At 71.6% G+C, this 12,546-nt stretch carries 14 protein-coding genes; 7 read left to right on the top strand and 7 right to left on the bottom strand.

The window, feature by feature from the left end; genetic code table 11:
• Positions 1–13 precede the first annotated feature (13 nt).
• Positions 14–856, bottom strand: a complete 843-nt coding sequence (locus JAO84_RS26260) for a helix-turn-helix domain-containing protein (RefSeq protein ID WP_370415049.1) — start codon at positions 854–856, stop codon at positions 14–16.
• Between the two features lie 515 nt (positions 857–1,371).
• Between JAO84_RS26260 and JAO84_RS26255 the strand changes: the two genes are divergently transcribed.
• The 3 genes from JAO84_RS26255 to JAO84_RS26245 all read left to right on the top strand — a co-directional run bounded on the left by JAO84_RS26255 (position 1,372) and on the right by JAO84_RS26245 (position 2,438).
• Positions 1,372–1,572, top strand: coding sequence for a hypothetical protein (locus tag JAO84_RS26255; RefSeq protein WP_370415048.1), 201 nt, complete (start codon positions 1,372–1,374; stop codon positions 1,570–1,572).
• 123 nt (positions 1,573–1,695) lie between these two features.
• Positions 1,696–2,184, top strand: coding sequence for a hypothetical protein (locus JAO84_RS26250; protein ID WP_370415047.1), 489 nt, complete (start codon positions 1,696–1,698; stop codon positions 2,182–2,184).
• Between the two features lie 26 nt (positions 2,185–2,210).
• Positions 2,211–2,438 carry a hypothetical protein gene (locus JAO84_RS26245; RefSeq protein WP_370415046.1) on the top strand — a complete coding sequence of 76 codons (228 nt, stop codon included), beginning with the start codon at positions 2,211–2,213 and terminating at the stop codon, positions 2,436–2,438.
• A 62-nt stretch (positions 2,439–2,500) separates the two neighbouring features.
• Here JAO84_RS26245 and JAO84_RS26240 read toward each other — a convergent pair whose 3' ends face one another.
• Genes JAO84_RS26240 through ureA form a run of 3 tightly spaced genes read right to left on the bottom strand, consistent with a single transcriptional unit; the run spans position 2,501 to position 5,921 of the window.
• Entirely contained in the window at positions 2,501–3,520 is a 1,020-nt protein-coding gene (locus JAO84_RS26240) for an agmatine/peptidylarginine deiminase (protein ID WP_370415045.1), read from the bottom strand.
• A gap of 20 nt (positions 3,521–3,540) precedes the next feature.
• A complete protein-coding gene (locus tag JAO84_RS26235) occupies positions 3,541–5,223 on the bottom strand; it encodes an urease subunit alpha (protein ID WP_370415044.1) in 1,683 nt (560 codons plus the stop codon).
• Positions 5,223–5,921 carry an urease subunit gamma gene (ureA, locus tag JAO84_RS26230; RefSeq protein WP_370415043.1) on the bottom strand — a complete coding sequence of 233 codons (699 nt, stop codon included), beginning with the start codon at positions 5,919–5,921 and terminating at the stop codon, positions 5,223–5,225. Before ureA ends, JAO84_RS26235 begins: the two co-directional genes overlap by 1 nt.
• 171 nt (positions 5,922–6,092) lie before the next feature.
• Between ureA and JAO84_RS26225 the strand changes: the two genes are divergently transcribed.
• Complete coding sequence (locus JAO84_RS26225) at positions 6,093–7,547, top strand: cytosine permease (protein ID WP_370415042.1); 1,455 nt, start codon at positions 6,093–6,095, stop codon at positions 7,545–7,547.
• 42 nt (positions 7,548–7,589) lie between these two features.
• Here JAO84_RS26225 and JAO84_RS26220 read toward each other — a convergent pair whose 3' ends face one another.
• From JAO84_RS26220 to JAO84_RS26210, 3 genes are all read right to left on the bottom strand, one after another.
• Positions 7,590–8,681, bottom strand: a complete 1,092-nt coding sequence (locus JAO84_RS26220) for a branched-chain amino acid aminotransferase (protein WP_265864690.1) — start codon at positions 8,679–8,681, stop codon at positions 7,590–7,592.
• Positions 8,682–8,954: 273 nt separating this feature from the next.
• Positions 8,955–9,995 (bottom strand): 3-isopropylmalate dehydrogenase, encoded by a 1,041-nt coding sequence (locus JAO84_RS26215; protein ID WP_370415041.1) that lies wholly within the window; start codon positions 9,993–9,995, stop codon positions 8,955–8,957.
• A 90-nt stretch (positions 9,996–10,085) separates the two neighbouring features.
• Complete coding sequence (locus tag JAO84_RS26210; protein ID WP_265864692.1) at positions 10,086–10,217, bottom strand: hypothetical protein; 132 nt, start codon at positions 10,215–10,217, stop codon at positions 10,086–10,088.
• A gap of 263 nt (positions 10,218–10,480) precedes the next feature.
• On the opposite strand from JAO84_RS26210, the gene JAO84_RS26205 reads away from it, so the two are divergent.
• The 3 genes from JAO84_RS26205 to JAO84_RS26195 all read left to right on the top strand — a co-directional run bounded on the left by JAO84_RS26205 (position 10,481) and on the right by JAO84_RS26195 (position 12,530).
• Positions 10,481–10,822 (top strand): PadR family transcriptional regulator, encoded by a 342-nt coding sequence (locus JAO84_RS26205; RefSeq protein ID WP_370415040.1) that lies wholly within the window; start codon positions 10,481–10,483, stop codon positions 10,820–10,822.
• On the top strand, positions 10,819–11,550 hold the full coding sequence (locus JAO84_RS26200) for a hypothetical protein (RefSeq protein ID WP_370415039.1): 732 nt from the start codon (positions 10,819–10,821) through the stop codon (positions 11,548–11,550). Before JAO84_RS26205 ends, JAO84_RS26200 begins: the two co-directional genes overlap by 4 nt.
• A gap of 92 nt (positions 11,551–11,642) precedes the next feature.
• Positions 11,643–12,530 (top strand): alpha/beta fold hydrolase, encoded by an 888-nt coding sequence (locus JAO84_RS26195; RefSeq protein ID WP_370415038.1) that lies wholly within the window; start codon positions 11,643–11,645, stop codon positions 12,528–12,530.
• The last annotated feature ends 16 nt before the right edge of the window (positions 12,531–12,546 follow it).

Here is a 12,546-nt window from a genome sequence, read left to right as displayed (position 1 = left end):
CTTCTCCCTTCCCTCATACGGTCCGCTCCGCACCGTCGAGGAGCGCCTCGAACATTCGCCGGAAGCCCCGGCAGAAGGGGCCGTGCGGCGTCTCCATCACCTTGTACGTCGCCGACTCGTGGCCTTCCCAGCCCGCGTCGAAGGCGCCGGTGAACATCGTGCCGTCGAGCCGAATAATGCGCCAAGTGGGCAGCTGCCGGTACCGGTAGACCTGTACGTCGCCCGAGAGTTCGCGCAGTCGTGCCTCTGCCAGCCGAATCCCACTGGCGAGGGATTCGGCGGACTCCCCGATCTCGGCTGCGCGGCGGACGGTGGCCGGCGACTCGGGGTCGAGGAGCAGCACCCGGACGCGCAATCCCCGACCGCCCTGGTCACGAGGCAGGCAGTACTCCCTGAGGAGGCTGTCGTTGAGGCCGATGAGCCCAAGGCCGCGCACGGCCAGGACGTCGAGCTCCTCGGCGGCTGCGGCATGCTGGCGGATCTCCGCGCGCGCGGAGGCCTGGGAGGAGTAGACCCTGACGACCTCAGGGAAGGCGGCAAGGTCGAATGCGACCCCGCCGGCCCGCTTCTCCCTGCCGGCGGCGAGGCCGAGGATGTGGCGGGCGTCGTCGGGCATCCGCAGGCCGTCGGCGATCCGCTCGTAGACCTCCAAGTCCTTGACTTCCCGCCTGCCGTTGATGATCTCGTTCACGCGCCCCTGCGACAGTTCGACGGCAGTGGCGATCCGGGCCTGACTGGCGCCGCTGTACCGCTGTACATACCGGAAGACCGCGCCGATGTCGCGCGCACGCAGGGCCTGCCGGACCTCCGCCCGCTCCCACGACCATGCCTCTAACTCGATGGGTCCGAGGGCCATGCGACGCCTCCACAGTCATCGTGGGATCGAAATCCATCTCACCATGAGATTACCGGTCTGAGATCGAATCAGCACCCTCCGTCACCAGATCCTTGCGGCATGACATCTCGGCTCACGGACCGGCTGCCCGCTGGACGCACGATCATGATGCGGGCGGCCGGTAGATGGTGGGATGGGGTACGGGTCCCCTGCGAGACCACGCAAATTCCCGTCCCCGGACCGCAGCGGACCTCCGGCCCTCTCTGGCGGATCCCCTCGACTTCTCACCGATGGACCACGTGCGTCAAGGCCCTGGAACGGGCCCGCCGGCACGCTGTCGCCACCGAGCTCAGCCCGCATGCGTCGCCCAGTGAGCGCCCCGGCCAAACCGACCGCCCACATCCTCCCCGAGTGCCGGTTCGAGGTGCACTTCGCTTGCAAGACCGGCGAGGTCCGCACCCCGACCTACGACGACCTCGTATTCACCGTGTCGTGTGTCTGCCCCTGCCACCCCCCGGCCCCGAAGGAGCACCCCCGTGCCTGACCGCCGCTGCGCCCGCTGCCGCAAGGCCACCAGCCCGAACGGGGCGCCCGTCGTGGTCGTCGCTGTCGAGGACGGTCGCGACGTGTACGCATGCGCCGACCACCGGACCGAGCTGGCGGCACCCGCTGGCGACCTGCTCGTCGCGACCGCCCAATACCAGGACATGGCCCGCCGCCGTCGCGCGGGCCGATGAACGTCTGCTCGTGGACGAGACAGCGGTCCGTCCGCGAGCAGGCCCAAAACCGCCCCGGCCGCATACCTCGCCAGGAACCCGACCGGGGCGCACCCACCCTCTTGCAGAACGGGAGGCACCACCATGAGTACCACTGCGACACCCGCGGTTCGAGACGCCGCATCCCTCCTCACTCGGGCCGAATTCGACGGCGTCACGGCCACTGTCCTCGACAACAACCGCGACATGGCCGAGCAGGACGCCCGGCGGATCGTCGAGGAGGCCCTCAAGTTCGTCGCTGCCGCAGCCATGTTCCCGGGCGGTATGCGGCCGTCCCGCACGATTGACGAGGGCTGGCACGCGCTGATCCTCCACACTCGCGTCTACCAGGCGCTGTGCAGGCGGCTCGGCCGCTTCGTACACCATGTCCCCGAGCGGCCGGACCCGACGCGGCACGACCCGACGGCCCTGGAGCGCACGCAGGCCCGGATCACCGAGGCCGGCTACGTGGTCGACCGCACCCTGTGGCTCGGGCCCTCGAACGGCGGTATCCCTGTCGCCGCAGAGTGCGAGCACGCGAGTTGTGGGGACGGGAACTGCGAGGCCAACTGCAGCGACGCCCACCCGAACTGACCGGCACAGCGCTAGGCTGACTGTCCGTGAGCACCTCGTGGCAGAACGACAACGCGAACGGCCTCCTCGGCCATCTCACCGAGCTGCGCCGCACCCGCCGATTCCTCGGCACCCGCCGTGGCCCCGGACGCTGCCGCAGCTGCAAGGGCGCCCGCCGCGTCGTCCTGGTCGACGCCGATCGCCACGTGCTGTACAGCGAGCCGTGCCTCGCCTGCACCGGTGACGGCACCAGCGAACCCGTCGCCTCACCGTGAGAGCCCGGGCCCGGCCGGTCACATCTCCCGTGACCGGCCGGGCCTGTCGCGGGATACCCCGCTCAGACCGCCGGCTGCTGCTGGGTGATGCAGTGGATGCCGCCGCCGCCCGCGAAGATCGGGCGGGCGTCGACCAGGGTGACCTCGCGGTCCGGGAAGAGGCGGCGGAAGATCTCGGCCGCGAGTTCGTCGTGCGGGTCGTCGAAGGCGCAGAGGACGACGCCGCCGTTGCAGAGGTAGTGGTTGATGTAGGAGTAGTCGACCCAGTCGCCCTCCTCGTCCTTGAGGACGGTGGGGGCCGGGACCTCGATGACCTCCAGGGGGCGGCCCTGGGCGTCGGTCTGGCCGCGCAGCAGGTTGACGTAGAGGCGGGAGCGCTCGTAGTCGGGGTGCTGGGGGTTCTGCTGGCTGTGGACCAGGACGGTGCCGGGGCGGGCGAAGGCGGCGACGATGTCGACGTGGCCCTGGGTGCCGTAGAGGCCGTAGTCGCCGGCCAGACCGTGCGGGAGCCAGATCGCCTTGGTGGTGCCGAGCCTGGCGTGGATCTCGGCCTCGACCTGCTGGCGGTTCCACTCGGGGTTGCGGCCCGCGCCGAGCTGGACGGTGTCGGTGAGCAGGACGGTGCCCTCGCCGTCGACGTGGATGGCGCCGCCCTCGTTCACGAGGGGGGACGGCAGTACGGGGACCCCCGCCACGTCCGCGACATGGCGGGCGATCTTGGAGTCGTGCTCCCAGCGGGCCCAGTCCTGCCCGCCCCAGCCGTTGAAGACCCAGTCCACGGCGGCGAGCCGGCCGTCCTCGTCCTTGACGAAGGTGGGGCCGATGTCGCGCATCCAGGCGTCGTCGAGCTCCCGCTCGACCAGCTCGACGCCGTCACCGAGGAGGGCCCGGGCCGAGTCGGCGTCGCCGGGCGCGACGACCATGGTGACCGGCTCGAAGCGGTGGACGGCGCGGGCGACGGAGGCCCAGGCCTCGCGGGCCTCGGCCAGCTCCTCGTCGTTGGTGAAGGTGGGGTTGGGGCTGGGCCAGGCCATCCAGGTGCGCTCGTGGGGGGTCCACTCGGCGGGCATGCGGTAGTTCATCAGGGCGGGTCCTAAGCGGTTCAGAGGAAGTAGAGGCGGTTGAGCGAGACGGACTCGGCCGCCTCCGAGCGGATCGGCGTGCCGTCGAGCGAGACGAGGCCGGTGCGGCCGTCGACCTGGACGTCGCCGATGCGGGAGTTGAGCCGCAGGTCGGCGGGGCCGATGCCGCGGGTGCCGCGCACCGGGACGCGCCGGCGGCGGGTGGGCATCCGGTCGGCGCCGAGGTCGACGGCGGCCTGCGCGACGAAGGCCACGGAGATGTCGGCGGCGGTCGCCCCGTGGGCGCCGAACTGCGGGCCGAGCACGAGCGGTTCGCAGGTGTCGGTGGCGGCGTTCGGGTCGCCGGTGACCCCGTACGCGGGGAAGCCGGATTTCAGCACCAGCTGCGGCTTGGCGCCGAAGAACTCGGGCCGCCACAGCACGATGTCGGCGAGCTTGCCGGTCTCGATCGAGCCGATCTCGTGCGCGAGGCCGTGCGCGATGGCCGGGTTGAGGGTGAGCTTGGCCAGGTAGCGCAGCACGCGCGCGTTGTCGTCGTGCGCGCCGTCGCCCTCAAGGGGCCCGAGCTCGGCCTTCATCTTGCCGGCCATGGCGAAGGTCCGGCGTACGGTCTCGCCGGCCCTTCCCATGCCCTGCGCGTCCGAGGACGTGATGCCGATCGCACCGAGGTCGTGCAGGACGTCCTCGGCGCCCATCGTCCCGGCCCGGATCCGGTCGCGCGCCATCGCGGCGTCGCCGGGCAGGTCGGTCTTCAGGTCGTGGACGGACACGATCATGCCGTAGTGCTCGGCGACGGCGTCGCGTCCGAAGGGCAGCGTGGGGTTGGTGGAGGAGCCGATGACGTTCGGCACGCCCGCCATCTTCAGCACGTTGGGGACGTGCCCGCCGCCGCAGCCCTCGATGTGGAAGGCGTGGATGGTGCGCCCGTCGAGGACCTTCAGGGTGTCCTCGACCGACAGGCACTCGTTGAGGCCGTCGCTGTGCAGGGCGACCTGGACGTCGTGCTCCTCGGCGACCCGCAGTGCGGTGTCCAGGGCCCGGGTGTGGGCGCCCATGTCCTCGTGGACCTTGAAGCCGGAGGCGCCGCCCTCGGCCAGCGCCTCGACGAGCGGCGCCGGGTCGGAGGAGGAGCCGCGGGCGAGGAAGCCGATGTTGACCGGCCAGGCGTCGAAGGCGTTGAAGGCGTGCCGCAGCGCCCACGGCGAGTTGACGCCGACGCCCCAGACCGGGCCGAACTCCTGGCCGATGACCGTGGTGACACCGCTGGCGAGCGAGGCCTCCATGATCCGGGGCGAGAGCAGGTGGACATGGGTGTCGACGGCGCCGGCGGTGGCGATCAGGCCCTCGCCGGAGACGATCGAGGTGCCGGTGCCGACGACCACGTCGACGCCGTCGAGGGTGTCCGGGTTGCCGGCCCGCCCGATGGCGTGGATGCGGCCCTCGCGGATGCCGATCGAGGTCTTGCGGACGCCCTGCACGGGGTCGATCACCAGCACGTTGCTGATCACGACGTCGCAGGTGTCGCGGACGGCGGCGGCCTTCAGGTGCAGCCCGTCGCGGGCGGTCTTGCCGAAGCCGGCGAGGAACTCGTCGCCGGGCTTCTGGGAGTCGGACTCGACGCGTACGACGAGGCCGGAGTCGCCCAGGACGACCCGGTCGCCGGCCCGGGGGCCGTGCACGGAGGCGTACTCGTAGGGGTCCATCACTCGCCCTCCTTCGGGGCTTCGGCGCCGAGATATCCGCAGGCCGCGGCCCTGCGCAGGGCCTCGTCCCGCGCCCCGGGGGCGTCCAGCGGGCCGTCGACCAGGCCGGCGAAGCCGATCGCGACGCGGGCGCCGCCGATCGGGACCAGGCCGACCTCGGCCGCGCCGCCGGGGTCGAAGCGGAAGGAGGCTCCGGCCGGGATGGCCAGGCGCATGCCGTACGCCGCCGCGCGGTCGAACTCGAGGCGCGGATTGGCCTCGAAGAAGTGGAAGTGGGAGGTGACGCTGACCGGGACCGCGGCGGTGTTGCGGACGACGAGGGCGACGGCCGGGGCGGTCTCCTCGTACGCGGGCCCCGGGAGCAGCGCGCCGGGCGCGCCGTCCCCCAGCGTGCCCCCGCCGATGGGGTCGGAGACCACCGCGAGCCGGGAGCCATCGTCGAAGACGGCCTCGACGTGCACCTCGGTGACCACGTCGGCGACGCCGGGCAGCACGTCGTCGGGGCCGAGCACCGAGCGGGCCGCCGCGATCGCCTCGGCGAGCCGCCGGCCGTCGCGGGCCGCCTCGCAGACGGTGTCCGCGATCAGCGCGGTCGCCTCGGGGACATTGAGCCGCAGGCCGCGGGCCCGGCGCGCGCGGGCCAGCTCGGCCGCGCCGAAGAGCAGCAGCCGGTCGCGTTCCGTGGGGGTCAGTCGCACGTCCCGTACACCTCCTGATCGAACGACTTCGAGCACACTTTGAGCAACACTCTAAATGGTGAGACGCCATCTTCCAAGCATTGACGTGACCGACGGACGTGGTTCACATTGAACGGCAAGCCGGGACTAGAGCGGCGCTCAAAATCGGCGCCCCACGATCTGGGAGTTCTCATGGCGATAGAACAGCGCGGAGTCGACACCGTCCCCGAGGAGGAACGCACCAGCGGTCCCCGCGACCTCGTGTCGATCCTGCTCGGCTCCAACCTCTGCCTCGGCGTGATCGTCTTCGGCTGGCTCCCGGTCTCCTTCGGGCTCGGCTGGTGGGCCTCGGTGACCTCGGTGGTCGCCGGCACCCTCGTCGGCGTCGCCGTCACCGCCCCGCTCGCGCTGGTCTCGCTGCGCACCGCCACCAACCTCTCCACCTCCTCCGGCGCCTTCTTCGGCGTCCGCGGCCGGCTCGTCGGCTCGGTGGTCGGACTGCTGCTCTCCCTCGGCTACACCGCGCTGACCCTGTGGATCGGCGGCGACGTGATGGTCGGCACCCTGGAGCGGCTGATCGGCCTGCCCACCGGCGGCGCCACGCACTCCGCCGTGTACGCGCTGCTCGCCGCGCTCACCGTGATCGGCGCGGTCTACGGCTACCGGCTGCTGCTCCGGCTCAGCCAGGTCCTCGCCATCGGCATGACCGTGCTGCTCGCCGTCGGACTCGTCGCGTACGCCGGGGACTTCACCACCGCGGCGGCGCCCGACACCCCATATCTGCTCGGCTCCTTCTGGCCGACCTGGCTGCTCTCGGCGGTCGCCGCGGGCCTCAGCGGACCGGTCGCCTTCATCACCCTGCTCGGCGACTACACCCGCTACATCTCGCCGCGGAAGCACGACCCGAAGAAGGTCTGGCGGGCCACCTGTCTCGGCCTGGTCATCGGCCTCCTCGTGCCCCAGCTCTTCGGCACCTTCACCGCCCTCGCCGCCCGCGGCGGCGCCGACTACGCCGGACCGCTGGTCGCCGCCTCGCCCGTCTGGTACCTGGTGCCGCTGCTGCTCGCCGCGACCGCCGGCTCGGTCGGCAACGCCGGACTGATGCTCTACTCGATGGGCCTGGACCTGGACGCGATCCTGCCGAAGGCCACCCGCGCCCGCGCCACCCTGGTCGTCGCGGCCGTCGCCACCGCCTTCGTCTTCCTCGGGCACTTCGCCTCGGACGCCCAGACCGCGATGACCTCGTTCGTGCTGCTGCTCACCGCGATCGGCACGCCGTGGGCGGTCATCACCCTGATCGGGCACCGGCGGTGCCGTGGGGAGTACGACGCGGAGGCGCTCCAGGTCTACAACCGGCGCTCGCGCGGCGGGATCTACTGGTTCGCCGCCGGCTGGCACCCGCGCGCCACCGCCGCCTGGGCGATCGGCGCGGCGGTCGGCCTGGCCGGGGTGTCCACCCCGCTCTACGAGGGCCCGCTGCTCTCCCTGACCGGCGGCATCGACTGCAGCTTCGTGCTCTCCGGGATCGTCGGCGGAGTGCTGTACGCGCTGCTCACGCCGGCGTCCACCGCGCAGGCGGCGCCCGGGAACGCGGAAGCGCCCGGGACGGAGACCGTCCCGGGCGCCCTGGTGGACTCGGAGCCGTAAACCCCTGATGGGCTCGGGGCCGTGAACCCCGGGCCCCGGGTGCTACTTGCCCAGCTCGTGCATCCAGCCGTGGACATCCTCGGCGCGGCCGGTCTGGATGGCGAGCAGCGCCTCGCGCAGCTTCATCGTGGTCTCGCCCGGCTGACCGCCGGAGTGCTGCCAGTCGCCCCGGGCGGACTTGACCGTGCCGACCGGGGTGATGACGGCGGCGGTGCCGCAGGCGAAGACCTCGGTGAGGGTGCCGTTCGCGGTGTCGGCCTGCCACTGGTCGATGGAGACGCGGCCCTCCTCGACCTCGTACCCGAGGTCGGTGGCGAGCTTGAGCAGCGAGTCACGCGTGATGCCCGCGAGCAGGGAGCCGGTGAGGGCCGGGGTGATGATCTTGTTCCCGTACACGAAGTACAGGTTCATGCCGCCGAGTTCCTCGACCCACTTGTGCTCGACCGCGTCCAGGTAGCAGACCTGGTCGCAGCCCTTCTCGGCCGCCTCGGCCTGCGCGAGCAGGGAGGCCGCGTAGTTGCCGCCGGTCTTGGCGTCGCCCATGCCGCCGGGGACGGCGCGGACCCGGTCCTCGGAGGCCCAGATGGAGACGGGCTTCACGCCGCCGGCGAAGTACGGGCCGGCCGGGGAGGCGATGACGACGAACAGGTACTCGTTGGCCGGGCGGACGCCCAGGCCGACCTCGGTCGCGATCATGAACGGGCGCAGGTAGAGCGACTCCTCGCCGCCGTGCGCCGGGACCCAGGCCTGGTCCTGGCGGACCAGCACGTCACAGGCCTCGATGAAGGTCTCGACGGGCAGCTCGGGCATGCCGAGGCGGTGCGCGGAGCCCTGGAAGCGGCGGGCGTTGGCGTCCGGGCGGAAGCTGGCGACGGAGCCGTCGGGGCGGCGGTAGGCCTTCAGGCCCTCGAAGATCTCCTGGGCGTAGTGCAGGACGTTCGTCGCCGGGTCGAGGGAGAGCGGGCCGTACGGCACGAGCTGGCCGTCGTGCCAGCCGCGGCCCTCCGTCCAGCGGACGGTGACCATGTGGTCGGTGAAGTGCCGGCCGAACCCGGGGTTGGCCAGGATCGCCTCGCGCTCCGCGTCGGACAGCGGGCTGGAGGAGGGCTTGAGCTCGATGGTGGGCGTCGTCATGAGTGCTTGTCCTTCACCGGTTGTGTGGGTCGGACCGCGCTCACGCCGCTCCGCAGTCACGCAAACCTCACGCGGTACTGCTAGGACGTCCGAGCTTTCCCGCATGCCGCGGCCCCACGTTCGATTATCGCGCGTGGGAGCCGGTGCACGAAACGGTGTGTACGCGGTCCAGGGTTCGATGGTGGCACCCTGCGACCGCACAGGTACAGCCGCCGGGTGCGAGGGGCGACCCGGCGGCTGTCTTCGTGGAAGGTGCGAAGCGTCAGCGGCGGGTCAGCTCGCTACTCGCGCGGCGAGCGCGTCGCCGATCTCGTCCGTGGAGCGGACGGCGTCGCCGCGCTCGGTGAGGTCGGCGGCGACGGCCGCCTCGATCCGGGCGGCCTCGGACTCGTGGCCGAGGTGGCGCAGCAGGAGGGCGACGGAGAGGACGGTGGCCGTCGGGTCGGCCTTGCCCTGGCCCGCGATGTCCGGCGCGGAGCCGTGCACCGGCTCGAACATGGACGGGAAGGCGCCGCTCGGGTTGATGTTGCCCGAGGCGGCGACGCCGATGCCGCCGGAGACGGCCGCGGCGAGGTCGGTGATGATGTCGCCGAAGAGGTTGTCGGTGACGATGACGTCGAACCGGGCCGGGTCGGTGACCAGGAAGATCGTCGCGGCGTCGACGTGCAGGTAGTCGGTGGTGACCTCGGGGAACTCGGCCGCGACCTTGTTGAAGATGTTCGTCCACAGGTGGCCCGCGAAGGTCAGCACGTTGTTCTTGTGGACCAGCGTGAGCTTCTTGCGGGGGCGGGCCTGGGCGCGGGCGAAGGCGTCCCGGACCACGCGCTCGACACCGTAGGCGGTGTTGACGGAGACCTCGGTGGCGACCTCGTGCTCGGTGCCCTTGCGGATGGTGCCGCCGTTGCCGGTGTACGGGCCCTCGGTGCCCTCGCGGACCACGACGAAGTCGATCTCGGGCTGGCCGGCGAGCGGGGTCGCGACGCCGGGGAGCAGCTTCGAGGGACGCAGGTTGACGTGGTGGTCGAAGGCGAAGCGGAGCTTCAGCAGGAAGCCGCGCTCCAGGACGCCGGACGGGACCGACGGGTCGCCGATCGCGCCGAGCAGGATCGCGTCGTGCTGCTTGAGGGCGTCGAGGTCGGCGTCGGTGAGGGTCTCACCGGTGGCGTGGTAGCGCTTGGCGCCGAAGTCGTACTCCTTCGTCTCCAGCTTCACATCCTGGGGAAGGACGGCCGCGAGGACCTTGAGGCCCTGGGCCACGACCTCCTGGCCGATGCCGTCGCCGGGGATGACTGCGAGATCGATGCTGTGAGACATGTCGGCACCCTACTGCTCGTCCCATCGTCTGACACGTCCCGTCCACCATGTGGACGAACGGACAGGTCGGGAAGTGGACCCGGGCGGGTTTCAGTGGCCGGTCTCGCCACCGTTGTCACGGCGGTCGAGGGCGCGCTGGAGGGCGGCGGCGGCGTTCTTGCGGGCGTCGTCGCTGGGGCGGACGGCGGAGTGGCGGACGCGGCGGGCGGTCTGAGCGGCCATGAGGGATCGACTCCTTGAGATCAGGGCGGTGATCGAAGGCGCCGGAATGGGGCGGGGAGCGCCGCCGCAGGGGTTGCCTGCATGGGGCGTCGCGCTCTCGACCGCCCTGCGCTCGATGGAGCGGGACGTTCGGCTTCCACAAAGCTAGACCCGAACCGCGCGACTGTCTCCACAATTACTCGGACTTCCTACTATCTGAGACGGCGCACACTCGCACACCTAGCTAGATTGCATTCCTACCTAGGTAGTGATGGAATGCCGCCATGGCCGCAGACCGCAGACCCAGCTGGCTCAAGGGAGTCCTCGACCTGCTCGTCCTCTCCTGCCTGACCGACGGGGAGAGTTACGGGTACGAGATCGCCAAGGCGCTCGCGGAGGCGGGCCTGGGCGAGATCAAGGGCGGGACGCTCTATCCCGTACTGAACCGCCTGGAGGAGGCGGGCCTGGTGGAGGCCGAGTTCCGGGCCGCCGAACGCGGCCCCGGGCGGCGCTACTACCGGCTCACGGGGGCGGGCCGCACCCATCTCACGGCCGAGACCGAGGCGTGGACGGAGTTCCACCGGGCCGTACAGAACAAGCTGCACACAGGGGGAACCGCATCATGAGCACCGACGCCTACTTCACCGAACTCACCGAGACGCTGCGCACATCCGGCGTCCCCGAGGAGCAGATCACCCGGACGGTGGACGAACTGCGCACCCACCTGGCGGAGTCCGGGACGACGCCGGAGGAGGAGTTCGGCCCGGCCGCCGCGTTCGCCGGCTCGCTCGGCGGGCTCGCGCCCACGCCCGGCGAGCCGGAGGCCGAGGCGGAGCGCTGGACCTGGACGGCGGACCTCTTCAACGACCGGCGGATGCTCGCGGTCCACGGCGACCAGGGCTGGGAGGTGGAGTCGCTGGACTCCCTCGGCCGCTTCGTCTGCCGCCGCGCACCCGGAATCGCCCTCGCCTGGGAGTACCGGCGCGAGGTGATCGCCGGCCGGCGCCGGGCGGCGGTGTTCGGCGCGCTGGAGCCGGAGGGCTGGGAACTGTGCGGCGAGTGGCTGGTGTACGGCTACTTCAAGCGCCCGAAGGCGGCGACGGCCGGCCCGGAGGGCGCCCTGCGCGCGGTCCCGCGCACCCCCGTCGGCCATCTCTTCCTGAGCCGGCGCGCGAAGGCGCTGCTCGCGGTGTGGGCGGTGGCCTCGGCGGCGGCGTACGTGTCGATGGGCACGCCGGGCCTCGCGGTCCTGGTGGCGCTCGGCGGCGCGGCCATGGCGCTGCTGACGGCGAGCCTGGAGACCCGGAAGGGCGAGGAGGCCCGGAGGAGCAAGGAGACCCAGACCCCTTCCTAACCTCTAAAGTGTCATTGACAGGTTAGAGGTGGACGCGGTTGACTCCTCTCGTCACCACATAACCGGTCACCGCCGCATGAGGGGTTAGAGACATGTCCGTGCTCCCGGTCCACCACCGCTCCGTCACCGTCCGCGGCCACGCGATCCACTACCGGGAGGCGGGCCCCGCCGACGCGCCCGCACTGCTCCTGCTGCACGGCTTCCCGACCAGCTCGCACATGTTCCGCGAGCTGATCCCCCGGCTCGCCCACCGCTACCGCCTGATCGCCCCGGACCATCTGGGCTTCGGCCGCAGCGACGCGCCGGACGCCGCCGACTTCCCGTACACCTTCGCGGAACTGGCGGCGCTCACCGCAGAGTTCACCGAGGAGCTGAAGCTCGACCGGTTCGCGCTCTACATCCAGGACTACGGCGCGCCGATCGGCCTGCGCCTCGCCCTCGCGCACCCCGAGCGGATCACCGCGATCATCAGCCAGAACGGCAACGCGTACGAGGAGGGGCTGGGCGCCGAGGCCTGGGCGCCGGTCCTCGCGATGATCGCCGACCGGACGCCCGAGACCGAGGAGCCGGTGCGGGAGATCCGCTCCCTGGACGGCATCCGCTGGCAGTACGAGACGGGCGTCCCGGAGGAGTTCCGCGAGCTGCTCAGCCCGGACGCCTGGCACCACGACGCGGCCCTGATGGCCCGCCCGGGCCAGGACGCGATCCAGCTCGACCTGATCGGCGACTACGGGGCCAACTTCGCCCTCTACCCGGCCTTCCAGGAGTACTTCCGCACCAGCCGGGTGCCGCTGCTCGCCGTCTGGGGCGAGGGCGACCAGGTCTTCGTACCGGCCGGTGCCGAGGCCTTCCGGCGCGATCTCCCGGACGCCGAGATCCATCTGCTGCCCACGGGCCACTTCGCCCTGGAGACCCACGCGCCGCGGATCGCCGCGCTGATCGACGACTTCCTGGCGCGGCGGGTCACCGACGCGCCGTAGCGGTCAGGCCGGGGCA

This window comes from Streptomyces fradiae, from assembly GCF_041270065.1.
Lineage (GTDB): Bacteria > Actinomycetota > Actinomycetes > Streptomycetales > Streptomycetaceae > Streptomyces.
Note: the sequence above shows the minus strand (reverse complement) of the source record. Positions and strands in the feature narration are given on the sequence as shown.